Source organism: Kribbella sp. NPDC020701 (assembly GCF_055562215.1).
This window is the reverse complement of sequence record NZ_JBVHFT010000019.1, coordinates 17,096-43,625: the sequence shown is the minus strand read 5'-3', so window position 1 is coordinate 43,625 and position 26,530 is coordinate 17,096. Positions and strand designations below refer to the sequence as shown.

General features: G+C 68.9%; 23 protein-coding genes. 12 read left to right on the top strand and 11 right to left on the bottom strand.

Annotated features, from left to right (window positions below):
* Positions 1–20: 20 nt before the first annotated feature.
* From ACZ3HV_RS35975 to ACZ3HV_RS35935, 9 genes are all read right to left on the bottom strand, one after another.
* Entirely contained in the window at positions 21–1,223 is a 1,203-nt protein-coding gene (locus tag ACZ3HV_RS35975; RefSeq protein WP_465691123.1) for a glycosyltransferase, read from the bottom strand.
* A complete protein-coding gene (locus tag ACZ3HV_RS35970) occupies positions 1,220–2,467 on the bottom strand; it encodes an O-antigen ligase family protein (RefSeq protein WP_465691121.1) in 1,248 nt (415 codons plus the stop codon). Before ACZ3HV_RS35970 ends, ACZ3HV_RS35975 begins: the two co-directional genes overlap by 4 nt.
* Positions 2,464–4,095 carry a YveK family protein gene (locus ACZ3HV_RS35965; protein WP_465691119.1) on the bottom strand — a complete coding sequence of 544 codons (1,632 nt, stop codon included), beginning with the start codon at positions 4,093–4,095 and terminating at the stop codon, positions 2,464–2,466. Before ACZ3HV_RS35965 ends, ACZ3HV_RS35970 begins: the two co-directional genes overlap by 4 nt.
* Positions 4,092–5,306 carry a Wzz/FepE/Etk N-terminal domain-containing protein gene (locus ACZ3HV_RS35960; protein ID WP_465691117.1) on the bottom strand — a complete coding sequence of 405 codons (1,215 nt, stop codon included), beginning with the start codon at positions 5,304–5,306 and terminating at the stop codon, positions 4,092–4,094. Before ACZ3HV_RS35960 ends, ACZ3HV_RS35965 begins: the two co-directional genes overlap by 4 nt.
* Positions 5,307–5,384: 78 nt before the next feature.
* Positions 5,385–7,346: an alginate lyase family protein gene (locus ACZ3HV_RS35955; protein ID WP_465691115.1), complete on the bottom strand. Its 1,962-nt coding sequence runs from the start codon at positions 7,344–7,346 to the stop codon at positions 5,385–5,387.
* The gene (locus ACZ3HV_RS35950; protein ID WP_465691113.1) at positions 7,343–9,493 is read right to left on the bottom strand and encodes a bi-domain-containing oxidoreductase; all 2,151 of its coding nucleotides are present in this window, start codon (positions 9,491–9,493) and stop codon (positions 7,343–7,345) included. The genes ACZ3HV_RS35955 and ACZ3HV_RS35950 overlap by 4 nt, the downstream gene beginning before the upstream one ends.
* Before the next feature lie 9 nt (positions 9,494–9,502).
* Complete coding sequence (gene asnB, locus ACZ3HV_RS35945) at positions 9,503–11,422, bottom strand: asparagine synthase (glutamine-hydrolyzing) (RefSeq protein ID WP_465691111.1); 1,920 nt, start codon at positions 11,420–11,422, stop codon at positions 9,503–9,505.
* Between the two features lies 1 nt (position 11,423).
* A complete protein-coding gene (locus ACZ3HV_RS35940; protein WP_465691109.1) occupies positions 11,424–12,668 on the bottom strand; it encodes a glycosyltransferase family 4 protein in 1,245 nt (414 codons plus the stop codon).
* Positions 12,665–14,005 (bottom strand): nucleotide sugar dehydrogenase, encoded by a 1,341-nt coding sequence (locus tag ACZ3HV_RS35935; RefSeq protein ID WP_465691107.1) that lies wholly within the window; start codon positions 14,003–14,005, stop codon positions 12,665–12,667. Before ACZ3HV_RS35935 ends, ACZ3HV_RS35940 begins: the two co-directional genes overlap by 4 nt.
* Before the next feature lie 169 nt (positions 14,006–14,174).
* Between ACZ3HV_RS35935 and ACZ3HV_RS35930 the strand changes: the two genes are divergently transcribed.
* The gene (locus ACZ3HV_RS35930; RefSeq protein WP_465691106.1) at positions 14,175–14,540 is read left to right on the top strand and encodes a hypothetical protein; all 366 of its coding nucleotides are present in this window, start codon (positions 14,175–14,177) and stop codon (positions 14,538–14,540) included.
* Positions 14,540–15,082, top strand: coding sequence for a hypothetical protein (locus ACZ3HV_RS35925; protein WP_465691104.1), 543 nt, complete (start codon positions 14,540–14,542; stop codon positions 15,080–15,082). The genes ACZ3HV_RS35930 and ACZ3HV_RS35925 overlap by 1 nt, the downstream gene beginning before the upstream one ends.
* Before the next feature lie 171 nt (positions 15,083–15,253).
* Here the strand turns inward: ACZ3HV_RS35925 and ACZ3HV_RS35920 are convergent, their stop codons facing one another.
* The gene (locus ACZ3HV_RS35920) at positions 15,254–15,595 is read right to left on the bottom strand and encodes a helix-turn-helix domain-containing protein (RefSeq protein WP_465691102.1); all 342 of its coding nucleotides are present in this window, start codon (positions 15,593–15,595) and stop codon (positions 15,254–15,256) included.
* 157 nt (positions 15,596–15,752) lie between these two features.
* Positions 15,753–15,977 carry a type II toxin-antitoxin system RelE/ParE family toxin gene (locus ACZ3HV_RS35915; RefSeq protein WP_465691100.1) on the bottom strand — a complete coding sequence of 75 codons (225 nt, stop codon included), beginning with the start codon at positions 15,975–15,977 and terminating at the stop codon, positions 15,753–15,755.
* 141 nt (positions 15,978–16,118) lie between these two features.
* Here ACZ3HV_RS35915 and ACZ3HV_RS35910 point away from each other — a divergent pair, with 141 nt between their 5' ends.
* Genes ACZ3HV_RS35910 through ACZ3HV_RS35865 form a run of 10 tightly spaced genes read left to right on the top strand, consistent with a single transcriptional unit; the run spans position 16,119 to position 26,516 of the window.
* Positions 16,119–17,195 carry an NAD-dependent epimerase/dehydratase family protein gene (locus tag ACZ3HV_RS35910; RefSeq protein ID WP_465691098.1) on the top strand — a complete coding sequence of 359 codons (1,077 nt, stop codon included), beginning with the start codon at positions 16,119–16,121 and terminating at the stop codon, positions 17,193–17,195.
* A gap of 1 nt (position 17,196) precedes the next feature.
* Positions 17,197–18,429: a methyltransferase domain-containing protein gene (locus ACZ3HV_RS35905; protein ID WP_465691096.1), complete on the top strand. Its 1,233-nt coding sequence runs from the start codon at positions 17,197–17,199 to the stop codon at positions 18,427–18,429.
* A gap of 47 nt (positions 18,430–18,476) precedes the next feature.
* A complete protein-coding gene (locus ACZ3HV_RS35900; protein WP_360361995.1) occupies positions 18,477–19,331 on the top strand; it encodes a sugar phosphate nucleotidyltransferase in 855 nt (284 codons plus the stop codon).
* Positions 19,331–19,981 (top strand): PIG-L deacetylase family protein, encoded by a 651-nt coding sequence (locus tag ACZ3HV_RS35895; RefSeq protein WP_465691094.1) that lies wholly within the window; start codon positions 19,331–19,333, stop codon positions 19,979–19,981. The genes ACZ3HV_RS35900 and ACZ3HV_RS35895 overlap by 1 nt, the downstream gene beginning before the upstream one ends.
* Before the next feature lie 14 nt (positions 19,982–19,995).
* Complete coding sequence (locus tag ACZ3HV_RS35890; protein WP_465691092.1) at positions 19,996–21,117, top strand: methyltransferase C-terminal domain-containing protein; 1,122 nt, start codon at positions 19,996–19,998, stop codon at positions 21,115–21,117.
* A 3-nt stretch (positions 21,118–21,120) separates the two neighbouring features.
* Complete coding sequence (locus tag ACZ3HV_RS35885) at positions 21,121–22,443, top strand: hypothetical protein (RefSeq protein WP_465691090.1); 1,323 nt, start codon at positions 21,121–21,123, stop codon at positions 22,441–22,443.
* Positions 22,440–23,390 carry a glycosyltransferase family 2 protein gene (locus ACZ3HV_RS35880; protein WP_465691088.1) on the top strand — a complete coding sequence of 317 codons (951 nt, stop codon included), beginning with the start codon at positions 22,440–22,442 and terminating at the stop codon, positions 23,388–23,390. Before ACZ3HV_RS35885 ends, ACZ3HV_RS35880 begins: the two co-directional genes overlap by 4 nt.
* Positions 23,387–24,646 carry a polysaccharide pyruvyl transferase family protein gene (locus tag ACZ3HV_RS35875; protein WP_465691086.1) on the top strand — a complete coding sequence of 420 codons (1,260 nt, stop codon included), beginning with the start codon at positions 23,387–23,389 and terminating at the stop codon, positions 24,644–24,646. Before ACZ3HV_RS35880 ends, ACZ3HV_RS35875 begins: the two co-directional genes overlap by 4 nt.
* Before the next feature lie 8 nt (positions 24,647–24,654).
* On the top strand, positions 24,655–25,203 hold the full coding sequence (locus tag ACZ3HV_RS35870; RefSeq protein ID WP_360361978.1) for a dTDP-4-dehydrorhamnose 3,5-epimerase family protein: 549 nt from the start codon (positions 24,655–24,657) through the stop codon (positions 25,201–25,203).
* Positions 25,200–26,516 carry a glutamate-1-semialdehyde 2,1-aminomutase gene (locus tag ACZ3HV_RS35865; protein WP_465691084.1) on the top strand — a complete coding sequence of 439 codons (1,317 nt, stop codon included), beginning with the start codon at positions 25,200–25,202 and terminating at the stop codon, positions 26,514–26,516. The genes ACZ3HV_RS35870 and ACZ3HV_RS35865 overlap by 4 nt, the downstream gene beginning before the upstream one ends.
* The last annotated feature ends 14 nt before the right edge of the window (positions 26,517–26,530 follow it).

Here is a 26,530-nt window from a genome sequence, read left to right as displayed (position 1 = left end):
GGGCATGTGGTCCTCGAAACTCAGCGTCGGGCGGTTACCGGGTGCTCGATCGCGTACCGGTAGATCTCGAGCAGTTGCTCGATGCTCTGGTGTGGTTGATGCAACTTCTCGTACGTCGTCCGGGCCTGCCGGCCGAGGTCGTCGTACCGGTCCGGCGAGGCGTCGACGTCGAGCAGGAGCTTGGCGAGCGCGTCCGGACGGCCCGGCTCGAACAGCGCGCCGTCGACGCCGTCGGTGATCAGGTCCGGGAACGACCCGTGCCCCGACGCCAGCGGCGGTACGCCGACCGCCATCGCCTCGACGACCACCAGGCCGAACGTCTCCTCCCACTCCGAGGGCAGGACGACGCCCCGGGAGCGGCCGATCAGCTCGAACACCTGCTGCTTGCTCATCATCCCGCGCAGCTCGACCGACGGCCTGGTGGCCGCCCACGCGGTCACCTCGTCCAGCATCGGGCCGCCGCCGGCGATCACGAGCCGGAGCGCGTCGTCACCCGCGATCGCCCGATACGCGTCCCAGCCCTTCATCAGCAGGGGTGCGCCCTTGGCCGCGTCGAGCCGCCCGACGTACGTCACCTGCCGCTCCCGCGGTCCGCCGACGGGACCGTCGTACGGAACGACGTTGTGCTTGACGAAGGACCGGTCCGGATCGAAGTCCATCGCGGCCATCAGGCGACGCTGCGACTCGGAGATGAAGATGTACGCCGAGACCAGCCGGCGCCAGGTGCGGCGATGGCTGCGGGCGTTCAGCACCGTGGTCGAGGTCGCCAGCGCCGATCCCCGGTAGCAGCGGTGGATCACCGCGGCGGCCGGGTTGCCGCCGGCACAGTCGTGACACACCTCGCCGTTGCGGAAGAAGTCACCGCTGGCGCACAGCAGTTTGTAGTTGTGCAAGGTGATCACGGCCGGGACGCCGGCCTTGCGGCACGCGTACAGGACGGACGGGCTCAGCAGCGGGAACGTGTTGTGGATGTGGACGACGTCCGGGCGGTCCTGTTCCAGCACCGCGGCGAGATCCCGCCGGCTCGCGGGGTTCCAGACCACGCGAGCGGGCAGCGTCGCCTTCTGCCAGGCGGGCCAGTCCTCGATGTCGTCACTGTGCCGTTCGAAGTGCCGGACGTCGTGGCCGAGTGCGGCCAGCGCCTCGCTCTCCTGATCGACCACCCGGTTCTCGCCGCTCGGCGCGGTCGACCGGTATCGGTTGTGAACCAGCAGGATCTTCATCGCATCCCCTCGCGGGTGGATGTGGAATAGACGAGTGACGCGGCCAGCGTCAGTTCGAGCAGGTACGGCGACGCCTCGCTGAGTCCGCTCTCGGTGAACGAGGCGATCACGCAGTAGGCGACGAGGAAGAGCGCGAGGGCCCGGTGCGGGCCTTGCGGCCGGAACCACGCGGCGGTCAGGACGAAGAGCACGAGCATGATCGTGAGCGCGACCCCGACCAGCCCGATGTCGTAGTACGTGCCGAGCCAGTTGCTGTCGATCGGCAGGCCGTTGAAGGACTTGTTGGACAGGCCGAAACCGAAGAAGGTCTCGAAGGTCGTTCGCGGCTGGGCCAGGATCGAGTCCCACACCGCCTTCCGGCCGGTCAGTGCGCCGAGCTCCTGGGTGTCCTGCCCGCGGGCCAGCCAGGTCGCCACCACCGAACTGAGGGTGAGTGCCCCGACGGAGAAGACGACGATGCCGATCGCGAACGCCTTGCGGACCCGCGACCGCGCGGTGAACAGGCTCAGCCCGGCGATCAGTACGCCGGCCAGCAGCGCGATCAACGCGGTCCGGGTGTGGGTCAGGAGCAGGACCGGAATGGCCACCAGCACACTGGTGAACGCGACCGTGCGCCGGAGGTGGCCGGACATCCACAGCACGATCGTGAGGCCGGCGGCCACCGCGGCGTAGTGCCCGACCTGGGTCGGCGGGATCGGCCAGATGATGCCGCCGAGCCGGTCCTCGGTCAGCGCCAGTCCCGGCGCGACGAACAGACCGAGGACGACCGAGGCGAGGATCGCCCACAGGACCATGAGGTGCGTGCGCACCAGCAGCAGGTCGCGGCGGGTCCACCACGGCGTCAGCAGCCACAGCACCAGGGCGAACCCGCACAGGCGGCCGGCCCGGAACAGCGCGCCGAACAGGAACTCGGCGCGGACGCTGGCCAGCAGTCCCTCCACAGCCAGGGTCAGCAGCAGGAAGATGAAGACACTCGGCCGGATCCGGACCGGCCGGTTCACCATCAGCGCCACTGTCAAGGCGCCGATCAGCGCCAGCTGCGCGATGAGCTTGCCGACCGATCCCGGAATGGGCAGCAGGTGCGGGGCGCCGGGGAAGAACGTCATCACGTTCAGCACCAGCAGCGCCCAGGCCAGCTGGACGCGCCGCCGCCGGCGGACCTCGGGCGCGACGACCCGCCGGGTCGGGCGGTGCCCCAGCCGGGTGGCCAGCTGGGTACTGAGGCGGGCGGCGACCGTGGTCATCGGCGGAACATCTCGACGTCCACGGTCCTTGGCCGGCCGGCCTCGGCCTCGGCGACGCCGACGCCCTCGTCGGTACGGTCCGGACGCAGGACCACAGCGGTGTCCATCTCGAGGCCGGCCAGCCGCAACATCTCGCCGGTGGCCTGGATCCTGGTGGTGGTCGACTCGCCCGCGGTCACGACGACCGCGGCGTGTGACGCCCAGGTGCCGAGGTGGTCGGCGCCGAGCTCCGGCCGCAGGGTGGTCAGGGTCAGCACTAGATCGGCGACCTCCCAGGCCGCGTCGAGCTGGATGTCGCCCGAGTTCGACGGCCGGCTGGTGTCGCTCAGGTGCAGGTAGCACCCCTGCGCCGGGCCGGCGGCCGGGTCGGGGCGGTGGACGTCGATGCGCTGCCCCGGCGCGCTGAAGCGGGACTCGTGCGTACCGTGCGTCTTCACCCCGAGCATCCCGGCGAGCCGGCCGGACTCGGTCAGATCGGCCACCAGGACGTGTTTGCCGTCCTCGGCCTGCGCCACCGCCAGCGCCGCCACCACGAGCGCGCAGGTCTTGACGTCGTCGACGCTGACCACGGCCATGGCCGGCGTGGGCCGCTCGCCCCAGAAGATGCGCTGGTCGAAGTGCTGCACCATGAGCCGCACCTCTGGCTGCTGCCGTTGCGACTGGCGCAGGTAGCGCGGACGCGGCAGCAGCTGGAAGCGCGACGGTCGTGGGCTGCTCAGCCGGATCCTGGTGCCCAGGGCCTGGGCGATGTCCTGGCGCTTCCACAGCTGGTCGGAGATCAGCGCGCGCACGATGACGAAGCCGAGACCGATGAACAGTCCCGCGATCAGCCCGGTGCCGGCGTTGATCACGAGTGTCCGCTTGGCCGAGGCCGGCACCGGAGAGGCCGCGTCGAGCATCCGGCTGCTGTTCATCCGCAACGCCTGCGTCGACTGGTCGAGCAGCTGCTGGGTGACGTAGACGTATCGGTCGTGGGCGGCGCTGAACCGGATCCCCTCCGGGCTGTTCGGGCGACTCATCTGGTCCGGGTTGTCGCCTGCGGCGATGACCGCCTGCTTGGCTACGTCCAGATCGTTCTGGGCCGAGGTCAGGTCGCGGCGCAGCGGCGCGTCCTGCAACGCGATCTGCTCCTTGCGGTAGACCAGGAAGACCTGGGCGACCGCCGTGGCCAGCTTGGTCGCCTCGCCGCTGGTCTTCGCCCCCGCGGTGATCTCGAGTACCCGGTCGGTCTTGGCGCCTACGGAGTACTCCTTGAGCAGGTCGTCCTGGGTCACCGGCAGCTTGAGCAGGTCGATCACCCGCTGCGCCACGGTGTGCGTGGTGGCCAGGCTGACGTCCGTGGCCATCGCCTTGGCCGGGTCCTCACCGTCGCGATGGGTGAGCAGCAGCCGGGTCGATGACACGTTCGGCGACGGCATGACGACCGTCGACGCCAGCCCGCCGGCCAAACCGATCAGCGCGACGATGAGCCAGATGCGCAGATGCCGGCGGACGGCGTCGCGGAGGAAGCGGAAGGTGACCAGTGCGTCCGGCGGGAACGCCTTCGACGGCTGGTCGTCGAACAAGCCGTCGTCGTCGGCCCAGGCCGGGTCGCTCACGACGGGTTCGTTGGAGGGCTGGTTACTCATTTGGTCCTCCTCGCGGTGCCGGTGAGGAGGGTGGGCAGCCGCGAGCTGGACCTGCGCGCGGACTGCGAGACGCGGCCGATGGTGCGGTCCGTCGGGTCCGGATCGGTGACGACCAGGCCGTCGATGGTGCGGTCGTCGGCCGCGGCCGCGACCGCGAGCCGGGCCAGTTCCTCGGCGGTCACGGTGCCCGCCGACAGGGCCACGATCGTGTTGGTGGTCGGCTCGGCGCCGGCCACGTGCGGCGCCTCCCGGTCGACGACGACCAGATGGATGCTCAAGGCGGCGTCATCGGACCCTTCCTGGTGCGAGTCGACCACGATCGAGGTGGAGATGCCGATCGAATTGGCGAGCGTCGCGAGCTGCGGACCGAGCGGCAGCGCCTTGTCGTCGCCGGCGAACGAGATGACGGTCAGCGAGAGCGGCCCGCGGCCCTTCACGTCCAGGCCGAGGTGGTGCAGCGTCTTGCGCAGGCTCCAGGCCTCGACCGCCGTCGGTGAGTAGTGCTCGAGCAGATAGGCCCAGTCGGAGGCGTCGTTCGCCCGGTACGACGAGACCGATGCCAGCACCGGTAGTCCGACCGCGTCGGCGAACTCGTCGCGCAGCCGCAGCCTACGGTCGCCACGCACCTTGGCGAGGACGCCGATCGATCCGGCCACCGCGCCGATGAGCGCACCGAGCAGGCCGAAGATCCCCAGATGAATTGCCATATTGCCGCCCCGTGCGGTTGTCGCCTGTTCCAAGACCCGTGCCCCCGTTTTCTTCCCCAGGTCGCCGGGCAGCTTCTGGTCGGTGGTGACGAAGACCAGGTAGACCTCGGCGACGGCGTTCGCCAGTCGCATCGACTGACTGGCCGTCGTGCCCTTGGCGTCGATCTTGATGACGTCGGCAGTGACGGCGGTGACCTTGACCCGGCCGCGGACCACTTCGGTCGGCAGCGGCGGGGTCAGGTTCTGTCCGGCGCTCTTCAGCACCGGCTCGCTCTCCGCGATGAAGACCTGCGTGTCGATGCTCTGCGTGCCGGTGGCCTTCTCCGAATCGGCCGCCGGCGGTGGCGGCAGCACCACGAGCGAGGTGGCGGTGTGCAGGGGCGGCACCAGGAACCCGGCGGCCACGCCGCAGAGCAGGCCGGCCGCTGCCACGGCAGCCACGATCAGGCGATGCCGACGGATGGCCCGCCAGGACTTCTTGACGTCGAGCTGCTGTGTGCTCACAGTCCCCTCCAGTCGAACGCCACGGTGTTGTCTGTTAATAGAGGGCGGCGAGCGGAGGCTGATACAGCGGAAGTGCGGTCAAGACCGGAATCGGAAGGTGCTGACCGCCGGGGCGTCCGCCGACAGGGTCCCGGCGCCGATCAAGGTGGTGATCGGGACCTTGTGGCCGAACCGCGGTGAGTACCAGCCCAGCAACGGATCGTCGCCGCCGCGGTGCGCGGTCCAGGTCAGGCCTGCCGGCAGTTCGACGACCGCCGAGCCGGTAGGCCACTCCAGCCGTCCGGTCGCGCGGTCCAGCTCTACGGTCACCTCAGGTCCGAGGTGCCAGGCGATGCGTACGTCGGCCGTTGCGTCGAGGTGGTCCTCGACCTGCAGCACGCCATGATCCAGTACGGCGGTCCGCCGGTGAATGACCGGTGTTTCGCCGGCCTGGTAGCCGTCGTGCTCGGCGTCCCAGGTGATCACGTCACTGTCGGCGGCGTACCGGCGTACGCGGGAGGTTGCTCCGCGCAGCCAGAGGAACGGGCCGCCCTGGACGGATTGCTCCGCGCCGGCGACCTCGACGGTGTTGTGGGCGATGGTCGAGCGGAAGTAGTTCCGCCACTCCTCCTCGCCGTGGTAGCAGTACGTGCCCGGGTCGGCCAGGACGTCGACGCCGCCGACCCGGACCTCCAGGGACAGCGCGTCGCAGTGCGCGTGTGCGGCGATGGACAGGAAGCCGTGCGGGCCGGCGTCGGCGCGGCACCAGATCTCCGGACCCGCGTCGCGGCTGCGGAGGATCGTCAGGCCGGCATCCTCGAAGTGCTCCGGTCGGTCGGCCGGCCGGTTGCGTTGAGTGCCCTCGACGAGCGAGCCCACGATGACCGACGTCGCGGTCGCCGGGGTCTCCGGCCACCACGGCGCGCGGCCGACGACGGCGGCGCCGAGCGACAGGTATGCCGACCAGTTGTGGACATTCGGCGGATCGAGAACGAGCACCATGCCCTCGTCGTCGTCACCCTGGCGGGGCGGCCGCAGCGTGTCGTCGACAATCGACGCGGCCACGTCGACGGTGCGCGTGAGCAGGGACCAGGTGTCCGGGCTGAGCGGATGACCGGCCTTGTCGGCCTCGAGAGCGGCGTACAGGCCGAGCTCGGAGACGAAGCGGTGGTAGTCCGTCGCGAGTTCGCGGTTCACGCCGGACGGGAAGGTATTGGCGTCGAGTTCCTTCTCCAGCACGGCTGCCGCGTCGGCCCGCCAGCGCGTGCTCTTGCCGAACCAGGGGAACGCGCAGGCGCCGACGAGCTGCCCGGCCGCCTCGGCGATCACGTGGTTGTTCGCCGACGAGCCGCGGCTCTGGAACGCCGCGAGGTAGCACTGGTGCCAGTAGATCTGCCGGAGGGCGAGCTCGTTGTGCTCGAACAGGTCGGTGATCTCGGGCCAGTCGTTCAGCAGCCGGCGGATCCAGGTCCAGCTGATCAACCGGGTGCCGAGCTCGATCCCGCTGGCCCAATGCACGCCGGACAGGAACGGGTTCGACCGCCACCAGTCGTTCAGGTGGTCGGCGACGCGCTCGGCGTAGGTGTCGTCATGGGTCAGGTACCAGGCCGCGGCGAGCTGGGTGAGGTGGTGGTGGCGGGACAGCTCCCAGACCTGCTTGATGTTCCCGACCACCTTCTCGTTGCGGTGGTTCAGCTTGAACACGTACTGCGCCGGGTCCGACCGCCTGCCGGTGGTCGGGTCCCGGAACCAGTCCGGAGCCTTCAGATCCGTCCGGTCGACGCCGAGCACCTCGAGCTTGCCGGCCATGATCGCGTCCGCGGTCGTGATGACGGCCTTGCGGACCTCCTCCGGTACGGCGCACGCGGTGTGCGGCGGGAGCGTCGTACCGAAGGTCAGCTCCTTGCGCAGCGGGAGATGAACCTGCACGTCCTGCCCGGGCCGGACCTGTTGGTAGGCCCAGGCGGTCCGGCGCGCGTGGTCGCGGGTGCGCCACACCAGCTCGGTGGGGGACATCCGGCGCAGGCGGCGGACGTACCAGCCCAGGGGCTGGCGGCTCACACCTGCTCCGGCTTTCCGCTGGTCAGGCTACGGTCGACGGCGATGGTGGCGCGGGTGGTGGCGACCAGCGAGTCGAACGGGATCGGCATCGGGCCGCCGGACTTGACCGCGGCGACGAAGCGTTCGAGCTCGGTCCGCTGGCCCTTGTCGGTGCCGCGGGCCTTGCGGGTGGCCGGTTTGCGGCCGGTCCACACCGAAGCGCTCTGGAAGTTGTCCAGCCGGCCGTTGCGGCCGCCGCCGGTGATGTCGAGCGTCTCCTTCGGGAACCGCGCGTTGCCGCCGCCGACGTAGCTGATCGTGCCGGCCGAGCCGTTCGCGAACCGGAGGGTGACGATGACGTCGCCGGCGTCGGGACCGGGTACGGCGTACACCTCGGTGGGCGCGCTGTTCAGCCACCAGCTCAGGGTGTCGATGAAGTGCCCGCCCTCACCGGCGAACCGGGTGCCTTCCTTGCCGGCGTCGAGGTACCAGCTGGTGGAGTCGAGCTTGCCGGCGTTCACCAGGTACCGCAGCGAGAAGTTGCCGCCCGGGTCGCCGAAGCGGTCCTTCAAGCCGGTCAGCAAAGGGGCGAACCGGCGGTTGAACCCGACCATCAGCCGGTCGTTGCCGGTGGCATCAACCGTCGCGACGATCCGGTCCAGGTCCTCGTCCGTCAGCGCCAGTGGCTTCTCGACGAACACCGCCTTGCCGGTCTCCAGCGCCCGGCAGGCAAGCTCCGCATGACTGCTGTGCCGCGTCACCACGAACACCGCGTCCAGCGACTCGTCCGCAAGCACGGCCTGCGACTCCGTGGCGATCTGCTCGAACCCGAACTTCTTCTGCGCGTTCGCCGCCGACAACGACTTGTTGGTCGCCACATGCGCGAGTACGGCGTCCTCGTTCTTCTGCAGATGAGGCAGCAGCATGCTGGACGCATAGTTCCCGGCTCCGATGAACCCAAGCCTCACGGATCCGGTTGTGGCGCTTGCAGGTCGCGCAACAGTTGCTGTTTGTGGTGCGCTCTCGTGCTGTGGAACGTCCGGGTACTCGAACAGGAAGCCGACTCCGGGGAGGGCGCCCGAGCTGAGTTGCTGGTAGGCCTCGGTGGCGTCTGCGATGGGGAAGGTGTTGGCGATCAGGGAGCCTACGTCGATCTGTTCGCGGGCGATCAGGTCGATGAAGCATTCCAGGTTGCGGCGTTCGGTCCAGCGGACGTAGCCGGCCGGGTAGTCGATGCCCTGGAGCTCGTAGCGGTCGTCGTACCGGCCGGGGCCGTAGGACCGCGAGAACCGGACGTCGAGCTCCTTGTCGTAGTACGCGTTCCACGGCAGGTCGAGCTTGGTCTTGCCGATGTCGACGACCCGGGCCCGGTCGCGGGCCAGCCGGGCGGCCGTCTCGACCGGACCGTTGGAGTGACCGCCGGCGGCCAGCAGGATGTGGTCGGCGCCCAGCCCGTTCGAAGCCTCCAGCAACGACCGCTCGAGCGACGCGACCCCGGCCTCGTCGGGCGACGAGCAGTGCAGCGCACCGGCCTTCTCCGCCATCCGGCAGCGGTCCTCGACCGTGTCGATCCCGAACACCCGCACCCCGGCCGCGACCAGCAACCGGACCACGAGCTGACCGACCAGCCCGAGCCCGATCACCACCGCGGTGTCGCCGAGCTGCACCTCCGCCTGCCGGACACCCTGCATCGCGATCGCACCGACCGTCGAGAACGCGGCTTGTTCCGGCTGCACCCCGTCCGGCACCGGCACACACAGGTTCAGCGGCACCCAGTTGTACTCCGCGTGCAGCGCGAACTCGTTGCCCGCGGCAGCGACCAGCTGCCCGACGCTGAACTCTTCCGCCCCGGCGCCGACCTCGACCACCACACCGCACAGCGAGTAGCCCAGCGGCGTGTACGAGTCGAGCTTGTTCATCACCTTCTTGTAGGTGTTGAGCGCGCCCTGCTGGGCGACGGAGTCCAGCACCTTCCGCACCTGGTCCGGACGTGCTTTGGCCTTGCCGACCAGCGACAGCTTCGCCTCGCCGACCTTCATCAGCTCGGTCCCGGTGGAGATCAGCGAGTACAGCGAACGGATCAGCACGCCGCCGGGCGCACAGGTGGGCGGAGGCACGTCCAGGACCGCCAGCTCACCGGACTTGTAGTTCTGTGCAACCTGCTTCATGTCCGTCCTTCAGAGAGAGGTAATGGTCACGCCGAGGGACCGCATGTGCCGGGTCCAGGTCTCCAACGTCAGCAACTGCCAGATCTGCTTCGAGTAGTCCTCGCGCCCGGCCCGCTCGTCGTCGACCAGTCGCTGTACGGCGGCCCGCTGCAGGAACCCACTCCCGACGAGCTCGCCGCGCAGCAACGTGTCGTCGACCAGTTCGCGCAGGTCGTTGCGGATCCAGGCCCGCAGCGGCGCGCTGAACGACGCCTTCGGCCGGTAGATGATCTCCTTCGGCAGCCACGCCTCAGCCGCCTTCTTCAGCGCGAGCTTGCTCACCCGCCGGTGGATCTTCTCGCTGCCCGGGATCGAGAACGCCGCCCGCGCCACGATCGGGTCCACGAACGGCGTCCGGACCTCGGTCGACGCGGCCATGCTGGACCGGTCGGTGTAGGCCAGGTTGAGCCCGGGCAGGAACATCCGCGAGTCGGCCAGGCACATCCGGTTCACGTGATCGTCGAGGGTGGTGTCGTGGTAGATGTCGCTGTGCTCGGCGAGCAGCTTGCCGACGTACGGCTCCAGGTCGGGGCTGATCAGGCCGGCCAGCTGGTCCCCGTCGTACATCGTGTAGCTGCGCCGGAACGCGGTCTCCTCGGACAGGTTCGCGAACGTCTCGAATCGCTTCGCCCACCGCGCGTACCGGAGTCCGCGACCGTTGACGGTGACCGGCAGCCGTCGTACGGCGGGCCCGATCAGACCGTTCCGCAGTACGCCGGGAAGCCGCTGGTACTGCGCTCCCATCACACAGGCGAGGTGCTTGCGGTAGCCACCGAACAGTTCGTCGGCGCCCATCCCGGACAGCAGCACCTTCACCCCGGCGTCACGCGCGGTGTCGCACATCAGCAGCGTGTTGATCGCGGCCGGGTCGCCGATCGGCTCGTCCAGGATGTCGACGATCCGCGGCAGCAGTTCGACCACGTCCGGGGCGATCTCGATCTCGTGCAGGTCGATGCCGAACTGCTGGGCCACCTTGCGGGCGTAGATCGCGTCGTCGGGCATCGCCTCGAGCTTCTGGTCCTGCGCCCGGAACGTGATCGTGTACGAGTCGACGCTCGGATCCATCCGCTTCGCCAGCACAGTCACCAGGCTGGAATCCAGACCGCCGCTGAGGAACGTGGACACCGGGACATCGGCGACCATGTGCGCGGCGACCGACTCTTCGATGATCGTGCGCAGATCGGCGCGCGGGCCGGCCGCCGCCTCGGTCGCGACGTCGGTCACGCGCCAGTACGTCTCGTGCCGCATGCTGCCGTCCGGCCGGAACTCCGCCCACGACCCCGGCGGCAACTTGTCCACGCCGTCGATCGCGCAGCGCTGCTCGGGAAGCCAGTAATAGAGCATCGACGCGATCAGCGCGCCGGGCTCGGTGCGGAGCTCGGGGCCGACCGCGGCGACCAGTGCCTTGAGCTCGGACGCGAAGATCACGCCGCCCTGCCGGCGCAGGAAGTACAGCGGCTTGATGCCGAGCGGGTCGCGGACCAGGTACATGCTGCCGCTGTCCTCGTCGAGCATCGCGAACGCGAACATCCCACGGAACCGCTTGAGGGCTTCCGGGCCCCAGCGTCGCCAGGCCTCCAGAACCACCTCGGTGTCGCCGTTGGTGCGGAACGCGACGCCGGCCTTGGACAGCTCGGCGCGGAGTTCCTTGTAGTTGTAGAGCTCGCCGTTGTAGCAGATCGTCAGGCCGCGCTTGGTGAACGGCTGGTCTGCCTCCGACGACAGATCGATGATCGACAGCCTGCGGTGCGCCAGGAAAGCCCGGACATCACCCTCGTCGAACGCGTACACGCGGTCGGCGTCCGGACCGCGGTGCGCGATCCGGTCGCTCATCGTCTCGGCGAGCGCGTAACCGTCGTGCTGCTGGTAGCAGCCGGCGATGCCGCACACCTCAGGATCCCGTCGCCCGGGCGACGTCACCGACGTGGCTGACGTGACCGGTGAGCTGGTCGAACACCCCGACGTAGGCCTTCTGCTGGTGCTTCCAGGCGAGCACCTGCTCGACCCGTTCGCGGCCGAACCGGCCCATCCGGCGGCGGCGGACCTCGTCGTCCAGCAGTTCGACGATCGCCTCGCCGTACAGCTCGACGTCGTTGGGCTCGACGTACACGGCGGCGTCCTCGGCCGAGACCTTGGTCTCGACCAGGTCGAAGGCGACGACCGGGAGCTCGAAGGCCATGTACTCCATCGTCTTGTTCATCGTCGACACGTCGTTGAGCGGATTCTTCGGGTCCGGCGACAGGCCGATGTCCGCGGTCGACATCACCGCGCGGACCGTCTCGTCCGGCACCCGGCCGGTGAACTCGACGTGCTCGCCGAGGCCGAGCTCGTCGCGGAGCGCGACCACCTCGTCGAAGGAGTCACCGCCACCCATCAGCGTGAACGCGATATCGGTCCGGCCGAGCTTGTTGACAATGTGATCCGCCGCGCGGACCACGATGTCGACGCCGTCCTGCGGACCCATCACGCCGATATAGGTGACCAGGTAGCGGTGGCCGCGCCTCAACATCTGGCGCGACTCGTCCGTACCAGACGGGTCGCGGCGCAACTTGTCCGGGTCGGGCCCGGTGCGAACCACGGTCACGTCGTGGTTCGCCTTGCCGCTGCGGGTGATCGCGATCCGCCGGTACGAGTCGTTCGTCGACGTGACGTGATCGGCCTTGCGGTGCGTCATCCGCTCGAGGAACCGCAGTCCCTTGTACGGCAGGCTCGTCGTACCGCCGAAGCGGGACTGGAACAGCTCCGGGCACAGGTCGTGGTGATCGAACACGAAGCGGGTCTTGTCCAGCCCGCGCAGCAGCATCGCGATCGGCCAGAAGATGTCCGGCGGGTTGCACGCCTGCAGTACCTGGAACTTGCCGGCCTTGCGGGCCCGCAGCACCAGCCGCAGCGTCATCAGGAACGAGTAGGCGTACTCCGCGACGAAGCCGATCTTGCTGCCACCGGGGGAGTAGGCCTTGTACTGGTGCACGGTCACCTCGTCGATGACCTGGTACGACGGGTCGCCCGGACCCTTCGGGCACACGACGGTCACGTCGTACCCGGACGCCACCAGGGCCTTGCACTCCAGCCAGACCCGGCGGTCGAACGGCACCCAGAGGTTCTGGATGATGATCAGGACGCGCGGACCGCTCACCAGCCCACTCCTTCGTATCCGGGCAGCGCCTCGACGGCTGCGCCGAGCCGGCCGACCAGGTCGATGGTCCGGGCCGGCGGCGCGCTGAGCAGGGCGTCGATGGCCGCGGTGTCGGTCGCCGAGACGATGGCCAGGTCCGCACCGTCCAGGGCGGCGGCCGGGTCGTCGGTGAGGACCCGCTGCAGGTGCGGGAGCTTCGACGTCACGTGCCGCAGGTTCGCGCCGACCAGGCGGCCCGGGTTCACGATCGCGTCGTAGATCCGCAGGTTGTAGCCCTTGCCGATCAGCCGTTCGGCCAGCTCGACGTTCGGGCTCTCGCGCAGGTCGTCGGTCGCGTGCTTGAAGCTCAGGCCGAGCAATGCGATCTCGCGGCCCGGGCCGGCGATCACGCGGTCGACCACGTCGCGGACGGACCGCTCGTTGGTGGTCAGCGCGCCGGCCAGCAGCGGCAGGTCGGTGTTGTTCATCCGGGCCAGGTGCAGGACCGAGCGCAGGTCCTTCGGCAAGCACGAGCCGCCGAACGCGAAGCCGGGCTTCAGGTAGTACGGCGAGATGTTCAGGCTGGTGTCCTGGACGAAGATCCGCATCACCTCGCGGGAGTCGACGTCGTAGTGGCGGAAGATCCGGCCCATCTCGTTGGCGAACGAGACCTTGGTGGCGTGGAACGCGTTGCAGGCGTACTTGAGTGCTTCCGCCGTACGAACGTCGACGATCTGAACGTCGACATCCAGGTCGCGCTTCTCGAAGATGAAGCCGAACAGGTCGGTCAGAGCGGTACCGACCTTCGGGTTGCGCGTCCCGACCACGACGAACGGCGGGTCGTAGAAGTCGGCCAGGCCGGACCCTTCCCGCAGGAACTCCGGGGTCATCGCGGTCCCGAAGGTGACGCCCTCAGGTGCCGGCACCTCATTCAGCACCTGCTCGACCACCTCGTCGACCGTGCCCGGCGGGACCGTGCTGCGGACGACGACGCTGTGGAACCCGGACGACGGCGGCACGACCACCTGCATGGCCTCGGCGATGTCGCGGACCGCACGCCGGATGTAGGTGAGATCAGTGCTACCGGCCGGTGTCGACGGCGTTCCCACACAGATCAGCGAGACGTCGGCACTGTCCAGCGCGAGGCGTGGATCGGTGGTCGCGTGCAGTCTGCCCGCGGTGACCCCGTCCGCCACCAACTCGTCCAGGCCGGGCTCGACCACCGGGCTGTGTCCCTCGGTGATCGGACCGACCTTGGCGGTGTCGACATCGACGCCCCAGACGTCGTGGCCGTTGGCGGCCAGGCACGCGGCCGTCACCGACCCCACATAACCCAAGCCGAATACGGCAACCTTCATAACGCCCCCCACAGGCTCAATCGCACGAATCCCCCACGTACCACAGCGCACAGGAGAGCGCGCAGGCCGGTTCGCTGATACATACCTGTGGAAAATCGGCTAGGGGAAATTCCGCGGAACGTATCCTGAGTCACGCAACGTGTTCGGCGTCCCAGACATCGGAGTGATCATGGAAGCCCTCTACGACCTGCCGTCCGGCGACCGGGTCCGGGTCATCGACACCGCCACCGTCGGCCAGAGCCTCCCGCGGATCCTCCAGCTCTATCGCGAAGGCGCCACCGAGCCGGTCTTCTTCGGCGACCAGCCCCGCCCCGAAGGCGTCGTCATCTCCTTCGACCAATGGGCCGAGTACGAAAGCCTCAAGGAAGACGCCGAAAACGACCGCCGCCGGGAACAAGTCGTCCGAGAGCGGCTGGCGACCGCCGGGCCGGAAGACTGGGTGTCGTTCGAGGATGCCGCCCGCGAGGGTGGCTGGGACCTCGACGTCGAGTCCGATGACGACACGAATGGCGGGTCGACCCCCGGCCGCGCTTGATGGGCTACCACCTGATCCTCCACGAGGACCTCCGGGCGCAGATCAATGCACTGAGTGAGGAGCGCAAGCGCAACCCCGGCGGCGAGGCGGCCAAGGCGTACGTCGCGGTGATCAAAGGGCTGAAGGCACTCAAGGACGGCAGGGAGACCGACTACCAGGGAAAGCAGCTCGGCTACGGTCCGGGTTCGCACGACCTCCGCGACTGTGCGGAGCTCAAGGTTCCGGTGGTGAACGAGTTCACGCCTGGCGGCTTCCCCCGGGGTCCCTCACACCGGCTCACCTACCGGGAATTCGAGCCTCTTCCGCGGGTTGAGGACGGCAGGGTGGTCAATGATCCGGACGCCATGGCGTACCGGCAGGTCGTCGCCTTCGCCCACCGTCGCGACGATCCGGCGGCGATTACCGGGCAGCGGTTGGGGCGGGAGCGGGGGATGCCGCAGCGGGATCTGCATGGGCTGTCTCGTGGGGGACGCCGGGCGTGGGGCCGTTGCGGGACGGGGTGCAGACGACGCCGCACCGGGTTCCGGTGCCGCTGGAGCTGATCCGGCAGGCGGCGATTTTGCGGGACAGCCCGCCGGCCGGTACGAGGCCGGCGCCGGAGGCGGCGCCTGTGGCGGACGTCAATCGCCCGTCCGGCCCCGGCCGATCCCAGTCTCAGGAGCGCTGAGCACGATCGGCTCGTCCGGGCGTGGACGACGAGACCTTGGCGGAGGTCAGGCGGCGTCGGTTGTGTGTGCGATGAAGGAGACCTCGGTCTTGTCGTCGTCGAGCGCGATGTTGAGTGACGCGTCGAGCGCCTGTGCGAGCCTCGCTAGCAGGGGCAGCGTGGGAACCGTGTCAGAACCTTCGATCCGCGAGATCTTGGCCTGCGTCAGGCCGGCACGTGCGGCCAGCTCGGTCTGGGTGAGTCCGAGCTCCGTCCGCCGGCCGTAAACAGCTTGCGCGAGGGCCATCGACAAGCGGATCTCGCGACGAGCATCGGCGACATCTCCAGGCTCGGTGAAGCCCGCCCCGAGCTTCTGCTCGCGCAATGTCTTCCAACGACTGTGGCTCATGTCTCGATCTCTCCTTCCTCGATAATCCGGAAGAACTCCTGATGTGCCGGGCCGTGTTCTGTCTCACAGACCTTCTTGGCCAGCATGGCTCGCTTGACCTCGGAGTCCTCCCCGCATGCGCGTCTTCCGAAAGACAGTCAGCAGGACGACTCTCCGATCAGGTGCTAACCAATAGGTGATCCGGATGGCGGCGCCGTCGAGGGGTCGGACGGAGCTCCCGGACGCCCTCGCCGAGGTGTCGTGCGTACGGTTCTCCGAGTGACGGAGCATATTCGGCGAGCAACCCGACGAACTCGTCGACCTTGAGGAAATGGTCGGCGGGGAGACTCTCCAGCCAGGCGCGGACCTCCGGCTCGACCTCGATCGCGTAGAGCTCGTCCACAGCCCGACGATATATGTCGTTGACGACATATGCAATCCGGTCTGCGGCGCGATCGAACCCGAATCCGGTTCGGATGTATCAGACCGGCGGCTCGGTGATCTGTTTGTGCGAATGGCAGAGCCGAGGCGTGGGGAGCGACGGATGAGGGTTCTGGTCACCGGGGATCGGGGTTATATCGGGGCCGTGATGGTGCCGTTCCTGCGGGATGCGGGGCATCAGGTGGACGGGCTGGACACCGGGTTGTACGAGGGGTGTGACCTGCTGGGCGGGCCGGACCCGATCGGGAACCGGAAGCCGCGGGACATGCGGGACGTGACCGCGCAGGAGCTCGAGGGGTACGACGCCGTGGTGTGTCTGGCCGCGTTGTCGAACGATCCCCTGGGGCACCTGAACCGTGACTCGACGTACTCGGTCAACCTCGACGGGACACTGAACGTCGCGCGGGCGGCCAAGGACGCCGGCATCGAGCGGTTCCTGTTCGCCTCGTCCTGCAGCCTGTACGGCGCCGCCGGTTCGGAAGCGGTCGCCGAGGACGCCGAGATGTTCCCGGTCACGCCGTACGGCGAGACCAAGGCGCTGGCCGAGCAGGAGCTGGCGAAACTCGCCGACGACACCTTCAGCCCGACGTACCTGCGCAACGCCACCGCGTACGGCGCCTCGACGCGCCTGCGCCTCGACATCGTGGTGAACAACCTGACCGCGATCGCGATGACGAGCGGCCAGGTCCGGCTGGAGAGCGACGGGACGCCGTGGCGCCCGCTGGTCCACATCGAGGACATCAGCCGCGCGTTCCTGACGGTGCTCGAGTCGCCACGCGAAGTCATCCACGACCAGGCCTTCAACGTCGGCCGGTCCGAGGACGTGGTCCAGGTCCGCGACATCGCCGAGATGGTCCGCGAGGTGGTGGCCGGCTCGACCCTGTCGATCGCCGACGGCGCCGGCCCGGACCTGCGCAACTACAAGGTCGACTTCAGCAAGCTCAACGACACCTTCCCGCACCTGAAGCTGGAGTGGACGGTCCGCAAGGGCGTCGACGAGCTGTACGCCGCGTACCAGCGGCACGGCCTCACCCTCGACGACTTCAACTCGGCCCAGTTCGTCCGGCTGCGCCGGATCCAGCAACTGCTGTCCGCGGGCCTGGTCGACGACCAGCTGCGCCGGCAGACCGACGAGCCGTTCCCCGGTCCTGGGGACGCACTCTTCAAGGAGAAGCACTGACATGGGGGATCCAGTCGCCTGCCGCCTCTGCGGCGAGAAGCTGACACGCACCTTCGTCGACCTGGGCATGTCGCCGCCGTGCGAGAGCTACCTGCGCGCCGACCAGCTCGACAGCGGTGAGACCTTCTACCCGCTGCACGTCCGGATCTGCGACAACTGCCTGCTCGTCCAGCTGCCGGCGTACGTCGCGGCCGACGACGTGTTCAGCGACTACCTGTACTTCTCGTCGTACTCGACCAGCTGGGTGGAGCACGCCCGCCGGTTCGTCGTCGACATGCAGGAGCGGCTGGACCTCGGCGCGGAGAGCCTGATCGTCGAGGCGGCCAGTAACGACGGCTACCTGCTGCAGCACGCGGTGGCCCTCGGCATCCCGGTGCTCGGCATCGAGCCGGCCGCGAACATTGCCGAGGTCGCCAACGAGAAGGGTATCCGGACCGAGAGCTACTTCCTCGGCGAGGAGACCGGGACCGACGCGGCCGCCCGGCACGGCCAGGCGGACCTTGTCGTCGGCAACAACGTGTTCGCGCACGTGCCGGACATCGTCGACTTCGCCAAGGGCCTGCGCGCGCTGGTGAAGGACGACGGCCTGGTGTCGCTGGAGTTCCCGCACCTGCTCCGGCTGATCGAGCGTCGTCAGTACGACACGATCTACCACGAGCACTACCAGTACCTGACCCTGAAGACCGCCGCGCTCGCGTTGGAGAAGGCCGGCCTGAAGGTGGTCGACGTCCAGGAGCTCGCCAGCCACGGCGGATCGCTGCGCGTCTTCTCGACACCGATCGAGACGGCGGGGGAGCCGTCGGAGCTGGTGCTGAAGGTCCTGCAGGACGAGGCGGATGCCGGCCTGCACACGGTCGAGGGACACGAAGGCTTCGCCAAGGACGTGTTCGCGATCAAGGCCGACCTGGTCACCTTCCTGGTGCAGGCCGCCCGGGCCGGCAAGACGGTCGCCGGGTACGGCGCTCCCGGCAAGGGCAACACGTTGCTGAACCACTGCGGTATCCGCGAGGACCTGCTGCCGTACACGGTCGACCGGAGCCCGCACAAGCACGGCATGTTCCTGCCGGGCACGCACATCCCGATCCACGCCCCGGAGCGCCTCGCCGAGACGCGCCCCGACTACATCGTGATCCTCCCGTGGAACCTGCGCGAGGAGATCGTTCACCAGCTCGGCTACGCACGCGAGTGGGGCGCGAAGTTCGTCGTACCCATCCCGCGTCTCGAAGTGATCTGAATCGTCTTGGGGATCTGAACAAACGTGTTGGGGGGAAGGGAAGTCAGATGAAGGTCGTGATCTTCTGTGGGGGCTTCGGGCTGCGGATGCGCAGCGGGGTGGACTCCGCACCGAAACCGATGATGACGATCGGCGACCGGCCGGTCCTGTGGCACGTGATGCGGTACTACGCACACTTCGGCCACACCGAGTTCATCCTGTGCCTGGGCTTCGGGGGGTCCGCGGTCAAGGAGTACTTCCTGCGGTACGAGGAGACGGTCTCCAACGACTTCGTGATGTCGAAGGGCGGACAGCGGATCCAGCTGCTCGACTCCGACATCAGCGAGTGGAAGATCACCTTCGTCGACACCGGGATCGACACCAGCATCGGCGAGCGGCTGCGCCGGGTCCGTCCGTACCTGGAGGACGACGACGCGTTCCTGGCCAACTACGGCGACGTGCTGACCGACGCACCGATGGACAAGATCGTCGATCACGTGATGACCAGCGACATCACCGCCAGCCTGCTCGCGGTCCCGCCGCAGGCGTCCTTCCACGTGGTCGAGTTCGACAACGACTCCCGGATCACCGGGCTGCGGTCGGCCGCCGACCTGAACGTGTGGATCAACGGCGGGTACTTCGTGATCAAGAAGGAGATCTTCGACGTCCTGCACGAGGACGAGGATCTGGTCGGCGACGCGTTCCCGCGGCTGTCCGCGATGCGCAAGCTGGAGGCGATCCCGCACCACGGGTTCTGGGCGCCGATGGACACCCTGAAGGAGCGCAGCCAGCTCGAGGAGCTGTACCGGTCCGGCAAGAAGCCATGGGCGTTGTGGAGCCACGAGTCCCGTGAGCAGCAGGCTCAGGTCCTGGACAAGGCACCCTTCAGCACCCCCGGCGACCCGGTAGTGGTGGCGATCTGATGCTGCCGTTCCAGCTCGGCCTGATCGACGGGCCGGTCCATCTGGTTGCCCTCGGCGCCCATCCGGACGACATCGAGATCGGCTGCGGCGGCACGCTGCTCAAGCTGGCCGAGTCGGTACCGGAGCTGACCGCCGAGTTCGTGATCGCGACCGGGACGTCGCTGCGGCTGGATGAGGCCCGCCGGGCGGCGGAGCTGTTCCTGCCCGAGTGCGAGGTGACGGTGACCTCGGCCGAGCTGCCGGACGGCCGGCTGCCGTCGTACTGGAACGAGACCAAAGAGTTGCTCGAGGCAACGGCTCGGGGGAGCCGTCGTCCGGACCTGGTGCTGGCGCCGAGCCGTACCGACGCGCACCAGGACCACCGGCTGATCGCCGAGCTGGCGCCGACGGTGTGGCGCGACCACCTGGTCCTGCACTACGAGATCCCCAAGTGGGACGGCGACATCAGCCGGCCGTGGCTGTACGTCGAACTGACCGAGGAGCAGCTGCGGGAGAAGGTCGCCCGGCTGCACAAGGCCTATCCGTCCCAGGTCCCGCACGACTGGTTCGACGAAGAGGTCTTCGCCGGGCTGGCCCGGCTGCGCGGGATGGAGTGCCGGGCGAAGTACGCCGAAGCGTTCACCACGGCCAAAGCGACGTTGTCATGGTGACCGGAGGGGGACAAGTGAGCGTCAAGTGTCGTGGGTGCGCGGGGGAGAACGTCGTACCCGTGGTCGATCTGGGGCCGCAGCCGTGTGCGGACTACTTCCCGCCGGCCGAGACCCCTGGTCCCGATCCACGCTGGCCGCTCGAGCTCTGGCTGTGCCGGGACTGCACGCTGGTCCAGCTCGGTCCGGTCGAGCCGCAGCTGCCGGAGGAGCCGCTGGCGGTCGAGTCGGCGACGAGCATCGCGCACGCGGAGAAGTCGGTGAAGGAGATCCTCACCGAGTACCCGGAGCTGAACGGCGGAGTCGTGTTCGAGTTCGCCAGCCACCACGGTGGCTCGTGGCTCGAGCACCTGTACGCCGCTGGGTCGCGGCTGGCCGGTGACGGCGAGAAGGCCGGTCTCGTGATCGACGTGCACGGCATCGTGCACGAGCCCCAGTACGGCGAGATGCTGAAGCTGCGGGCGGAGCGGCTCGCGCCGGGCGGCCTGTTGGTGATGGAGTTCCACCACCTGCTGCCGTTGTTCATCGGCAACCAGTTCGACACCATCCGGCACGGCCACTGGGCCTACGTCTCGCTGCGCGCGCTGCAGAACGTCGCGGCGCTGCACGGCCTGACGGTCGAGTCGGTGAAGCAGGTCGACATGTTCGGCGGCAGCCTGATGGTGATGCTCCGGCACACCGCGGACGCGAAGCCGGACGCCTCGGTCGACGTACTGCTCGAGGACGAGGACGCCGCCGGGATCGCCGACGAGGTGCAGCTGTCCAGCCTGCAAGAGGCTGCCTGGCACGCAGCCGGCGCACTGCACGACGAGCTGGCCCGTCACAAGGCCGCCGGCCGGACAGTCCTCGGGTACGGCGCTCCTTCGAAAGCGCCCGTGCTCCTGGACCTCAGCAAGGTCACGACGGACCTGCTGGAGTTCACGGTCGACATGGCGCGGGGTAAGCACGGACGCCGGATCCCCGGCGGTTGCGGCGTACCGATCCGGCCCATCGACGAACTGCGGGCCGCACGGCCGGAGGTCGTCCTGGTGCTGACCTGGGACATCGCCGACGAAGTGATCTCGCAGTTGGAGGCCGGTGGCGGCTGGGGTGCGACGTACCTCGTCCCGCTGCCCGAACCCCACGAAGTCGTGGGCTGACGCATGAAAGGGGTTCTGCGCCGCCTCACCTGGGGACTCGCCGATCAGGCTGTGACCAGCCTGGTCAGCTTCGTGGTCGGCATCGTCGTCGCGCGGTCGCTGGGCGCTGTGGAGTTCGGCGCCTTCAGCCTCGCGTGGGTGACGTACGGGGTCGTGGTGAACATCTCCCGCGGCCTCGCCACCGACCCGCTGGCGGTGCGGTTCAGTGGAGTGCGGCGGTCGCAGTGGCGGACCGCCGTGGCGAGCTCGACCGGGATGGCGATCGCGGTCGGGCTGATCCTCGGCGCGATCTGCGTCGTCGTCGGTTTGTTGCTCCCCGGCCGGACCGGTCCGGCGTTCCTCGCGCTGGGCATCGTGCTGCCCGGGCTGATGCTGCAGGACAGTTGGCGGTTCGCGTTCTTCGCGTCCGGTCAGGGTGGCAAGGCGTTCATCGCCGACATCACCTGGGCGACCGCGCTCGTCCCGCTGCTCTACCTGGCGTCGCGGGACCCGAGCGTCACGCGGTTCGTGCTGGCCTGGGGCGCGGCGGCCGCGTTCGCCGCCCTGGTCAGTGGTCTGCAGGCCGGGGTCGTACCCCGGCTGTTCCGGGCGATCGACTGGCTGCGGCATCATCACGACCTCAGCCTGCGCTACCTGGTCGAGAACCTGACCATCAGCGGGGCCTACCAGCTCAAGATGTACGGCCTCGGCGCGTTCGCCGGGATCGCCGCGGTCGGTACCGTCCGCGGCGCCGAGATGATGCTCGGCCCGTTCTTCATCGTGCTGTCCGGTATCGGTCTGGTGGCGGTCCCGGAAGCGGCCAGGGTGCTGCGGCGCCGGCCCAAGGCGCTGCCGCTGTTCAGCCTCCTGCTCGGTGGGGCGCAGGCCTTCGCAGCGCTGATGTGGGGCCTGGCGCTGCTGTTCCTGCTGCCGGACAAATGGGGACACGCGTTGCTCGGCGAGGTGTGGCTGACCGCGTCCGCACTGTTGCTGCCGGCAACTTTGTCGGTGATGTTCGCCAGCTTCTACACCGGCGCGTCGGCCGGGCTACGGGCGCTGGGCGTGGCCAGGAGAAGCCTGCGCGCCCAGCTGTACGCGTCGGCGGCGTACCTGATCGGCGGCGTCGGCGGCGGCGCGCTCGGCGGCGCGCTCGGGTCGTCCTGGGGAGCGGCCTGCGCGACGTTCGTCGGCGCGATCGTGTGGTGGTGGACCTTTGGGGTGGGGATCCGGGAGCGGTGGGCGCAGCTGGAGGCCGGCGAGGCTGTGCCCGCCGCGCCCGAAGTGGGCACCCCGCCCGTCGAGGCCGCCCAGTTGCAGGAGGAGATGCCAGAAATGAGGAGCATATGAACGCCGTACCGCGGTTGAGCATCGGCCTCCCGGTCTACAACGGTGAGAAGTACCTGGCGGAGTCCCTGGACGCTCTGCTCGGACAGAGCTACACCGACTTCGAGCTGATCATCTCGGACAACGCCTCGACCGACGGCACCGAAGAGATCTGCCGGCAGTACCTGGCGAAGGACTCGCGGCTCAGCTACTACCGGCAGCCGGTCAACATCGGCGCCACGCCGAACCACAACTGGACCTTCGAGCACTCCAGCACCGAGCTGTTCAAGTGGGCGTCGTACGACGACCTGTACGGCCGGGACCTGCTGGCCCGCTGCATCGAGGCGCTCGACGACGACCCGCACCTGGTCCTCGCGCACGCGTACCAGGCGATCATCGACGGCGCGGGCGACATCGTGCTGGAAGTGGACTATCCGCTCGACACCACCAACCCGCATGCACCGGACCGGTTCCGCAGCCTGCTGTTCGACGTGGGAGGTGACGACTTCTACGGCGTGATGCGCTCGGACATCCTGCGCCGTACGCCGTTGAACGGCAGCTACCACCACTCCGATCGGACGATCATGGCGGAGCTCGCCCTGTACGGCCGGTTCCACCAGGTGCCGGAACTGCTCTTCTTCCGCCGCGACCACCCGGACCGGGCCGAGCGGGCCAAGCCGACCATCCGGTCCCGCTCGGCGAACATGGAGCCGAGCCGGGCGAGCCGGTTGCGCAATCCCACGGTCCGGCTGATCGGTGAGTATGTCGGCGGCTTCGTCGGCGGGATCCGGCGCGCGCCGCTGTCGTCGGCCGACCGGCGGGAGTGCTACGGCCACCTGACGCGCTGGCTGGCCAGTCGCGCGGTCCGCCGATCGAAGGGGCGGATCGAGGACAGCAAGCCGGCCGCGGCGCCGACCGCGATCCCGGACAGCTCCGCCGTCGCCGGTCAACGGGGGGTCGCACAAGGATGAGCGCGGCCGTTGCGGACAGAGCGCCGAAGATCGCCGTCTTCGGCCTGCTGGGATCGGGCAATCTGGGCAACCACGGGTCGCTGGACTCGATGCTGTGGTTCCTCCGGCGCGACCACCCGGAGGCGGAGATCAGTTGCGTGTGCTCGGGTCCCGAGACGCTGGAGCGCCAGTACGGCGTCCCGTCGGTCGCGATGACCTGGTTCCAGCAGCACGGTCCCGGCCGGTCCCGCGTCACGACCATCCTGCGCAAGATGTTCGGCAAGGTGGCCGATCTGATCCGGATGCCGCTGCTGCTGCGCCGCTACGACCTGATCATCGTGCCGGGCATGGGCGTTCTGGAGACCACCCTCGAGCTCAACCCGTGGGGCTTCCCGTACGCGCTGTTCCTGATGTGTCTGTCGGCGCGGATCGCGGGAGCGCAGGTCGCGTTCGTCAGCGTCGGCGCGAACGTCGCGCGCGAGCGGTCGATCCGGTACCTGTTCACCAACGCCCTGCGGATGGCGACGTACCGCTCGTACCGCGACAGCTACTCGCGGGACGCGATGCGGCAGATGGGCCTGGACACCAGCAAGGACGCGGTCTACCCGGATCTCGCCTTCGCCCTGCCGGAACCCAAGGAGCCGGCGGAGCCGGAGTCGCGCGATCCGCGGCGGACCATCGCCCTCGGCGTGATGGAGTACCACGGCACCTCGGCCGACCGGGGCCGGTCGACGGAGATCTACACGCAGTACGTCGGCAAGATCATCGACTTCGCCCGGCGGGTCGTCGACGAGGGCTACCGGATCCGGCTCGTCACCGGTGACCCGGCCGACGAGGCCGTCGTGGCCGCCGTCGTCGACGATCTGCGGCAGACCCGGCCGGAGGTGGTCGACGAGCAGGTGGTCCGGGAGCCGGCGGAGTCCCTCGGCGAGCTGATGGAACAGCTGGCCGGCGTCGACCTGGTGGTCGCGTCGCGGTACCACAACGTGCAGTCGGCGCTGAAGCTGTCGAAGCCGACCATCTCGATCAGCTACGGGGTCAAGAGCGACATCCTGATGGAGGGGATGCGGCTGGCCGAGTTCCGGCAGCCGATCCGGGACCTCGACGTGGACCGGCTGATGGACCAGTTGCACGCGCTCGAGGCACGCGCGGGCGGCCTCGAGTCCGCGATGCGGGAGAAGAACGCCGAGTACGCCGAGCAGCTCGAGCGCCAGTTCGCCGTACTGTCCGACCGGTTCTTCGCCGGCCGGCCGGCGCCCAGGGGCAGCGACCAGTAGGAGGATCGATGGACGTCATTCAGGTACCGAGGATCGCCGGCGCGCTGCTGTTCATGCCCACGCCGTACGTGGACGAGCGCGGCTTCTTCTGCCGGACCTTCGACCGCGCCGTGGTCGCCGCGGCCGGACTCGATCCCGACGCGTTCGAGCAGGACAGCGTCTCCCGCTCGGTGAAGGGCGTCATCCGTGGCATGCACGTGCGCTCCGGCGCCGGTGAGGCCAAGCTCGTCCGCTGCTCGTCCGGGGCCGTCCTCGACGTGGTTGTCGACCTCCGGCCGGACTCACCGACGTACCGCAACACCGAGTACTTCGACCTGACCGGCGAGAACCAGGTCACCGTTTACGTCCCGGCCGGCTGCGCGCACGGGTTCCAGGCGCTGACCGATCCCGCCGACGTGTCGTACCGGATCGACCGCGCCCACGACCCGCGCGAGGACGTCTCGATCCGGTTCGACGATCCCGATCTCGCCATCGCCTGGCCGCTGCCGGTCACGCTGATGTCGGAGCGGGACAAGGCGGCATCATCACTGGCACTGGCCACTGCGAGGCTGACATGACGAAATCCTTCGGTAACTCCGTCGCGGCCAACAAGCGGCTGCAGGACCTGATCCCCGGCGGCGCGCACACCTACGCCAAGGGCGAGGACCAGTACCCGGCCGACATGGCGCCGGTCATCGACTACGGCGACGGCGCACATGTGTGGGACGTCGACGGCAACGAGTACATCGAGTACGGCTCCGGCCTGCGCGCCGTCAGCCTCGGCCACCGGCACCCGAAGGTCCTCGAGGCGGTCCGGCGCGAGATCGAGCGGGGCAGCAACTTCGTCCGGCCGAGCATCATCGAGCTCGAGGCGGCCGAACGCTTCCTCACCTCGGTGCCCACGGCCGAGATGGTGAAGTTCGCCAAGAACGGCTCGGACGCCACCACCGCCGCGGTCAAGCTGGCCCGCGCGGTCACCGGCCGCCCGCTGATCGCGCTCTGCTCCGACCACGCGTTCTTCTCGATCGACGACTGGTTCATCGCGCGGACGCCGATGTCGGCCGGCATCCCCGAGGAGATCGGCGGCCTGACCGTCGGCTTCCCGTACGGCGACCTGGCCGCCACCGAGGAACTGCTGATCCGGCACGAGGGACAGATCGCCTGCCTGATCCTGGAAGCGGCGACCCAGCACGATCCGCCGGCCGGCTACCTCGAAGGCCTGCGCGACCTGGCCCACCGCTACGGCGCGCTGCTGGTCTTCGACGAGATGATCACCGGCTTCCGGTTCTCCGCGTCCGGAGCCCAGGGCCTGTACGGCGTGACGCCGGACCTGTCCACGTTCGGCAAGGCACTCGGCAACGGGTTCGCCGTATCCGCGCTCGCGGGCCGTCGCGAGGTGATGGAACGCGGCGGACTGCGCGACAGTCACGAGCGGGTGTTCCTGCTCAGTACCACGCACGGCGCCGAGACGCATGCTCTCGCGGCGGCGATCGCCACCATGAACGTCTATGAATCCGAGGGCATCGCGGCCCGCCTGCACGAGCTCGGCAACAAGCTGGCGGCCGGTGTCGGTGAGGTCGCCGCGGCGGCCGGTGTCCAGGACCACGTCGTCGTTCGCGGCCGGGCCAGCAACCTGGTCTTCGCGACACTCGACGAGAACCTGGCGCCGTCGCAGCCGTACCGCACGCTCTTCCTGCGCGAGCTCATCCTCGGCGGTGTGATCGGGCCGTCGTTCGTGGTGAGCAGCGCCCTCACCGACGCGGACATCGACCGCACGGTGGAGGTGGTCGCGCAGGCCTGTGCCGTCTATCGCCAGGCGTTGGACGCCGGCGACCCGACGGAGTGGCTGGGCGGCCGCCCGGTCAAACCGGTGTTCCGCCGGTACGTGTAACTGATGACGCGGCC

Coding starts and splice junctions, on each gene's coding strand:
- ACZ3HV_RS35975 (WP_465691123.1), bottom strand. CDS start 1,223: ATGAAGATCCTGCTGGTTCACAACCGATACCGGTCGACCGCGCCGAGC.
- ACZ3HV_RS35970 (WP_465691121.1), bottom strand. CDS start 2,467: ATGACCACGGTCGCCGCCCGCCTCAGTACCCAGCTGGCCACCCGGCTG.
- ACZ3HV_RS35965 (WP_465691119.1), bottom strand. CDS start 4,095: ATGAGTAACCAGCCCTCCAACGAACCCGTCGTGAGCGACCCGGCCTGG.
- ACZ3HV_RS35950 (WP_465691113.1), bottom strand. CDS start 9,493: ATGAAGCAGGTTGCACAGAACTACAAGTCCGGTGAGCTGGCGGTCCTG.
- ACZ3HV_RS35935 (WP_465691107.1), bottom strand. CDS start 14,005: ATGAAGGTTGCCGTATTCGGCTTGGGTTATGTGGGGTCGGTGACGGCC.
- ACZ3HV_RS35930 (WP_465691106.1), top strand. CDS start 14,175: ATGGAAGCCCTCTACGACCTGCCGTCCGGCGACCGGGTCCGGGTCATC.
- ACZ3HV_RS35925 (WP_465691104.1), top strand. CDS start 14,540: ATGGGCTACCACCTGATCCTCCACGAGGACCTCCGGGCGCAGATCAAT.
- ACZ3HV_RS35920 (WP_465691102.1), bottom strand. CDS start 15,595: ATGAGCCACAGTCGTTGGAAGACATTGCGCGAGCAGAAGCTCGGGGCG.
- ACZ3HV_RS35910 (WP_465691098.1), top strand. CDS start 16,119: ATGAGGGTTCTGGTCACCGGGGATCGGGGTTATATCGGGGCCGTGATG.
- ACZ3HV_RS35905 (WP_465691096.1), top strand. CDS start 17,197: ATGGGGGATCCAGTCGCCTGCCGCCTCTGCGGCGAGAAGCTGACACGC.
- ACZ3HV_RS35900 (WP_360361995.1), top strand. CDS start 18,477: ATGAAGGTCGTGATCTTCTGTGGGGGCTTCGGGCTGCGGATGCGCAGC.
- ACZ3HV_RS35895 (WP_465691094.1), top strand. CDS start 19,331: ATGCTGCCGTTCCAGCTCGGCCTGATCGACGGGCCGGTCCATCTGGTT.
- ACZ3HV_RS35885 (WP_465691090.1), top strand. CDS start 21,121: ATGAAAGGGGTTCTGCGCCGCCTCACCTGGGGACTCGCCGATCAGGCT.
- ACZ3HV_RS35880 (WP_465691088.1), top strand. CDS start 22,440: ATGAACGCCGTACCGCGGTTGAGCATCGGCCTCCCGGTCTACAACGGT.
- ACZ3HV_RS35875 (WP_465691086.1), top strand. CDS start 23,387: ATGAGCGCGGCCGTTGCGGACAGAGCGCCGAAGATCGCCGTCTTCGGC.
- ACZ3HV_RS35870 (WP_360361978.1), top strand. CDS start 24,655: ATGGACGTCATTCAGGTACCGAGGATCGCCGGCGCGCTGCTGTTCATG.
- ACZ3HV_RS35865 (WP_465691084.1), top strand. CDS start 25,200: ATGACGAAATCCTTCGGTAACTCCGTCGCGGCCAACAAGCGGCTGCAG.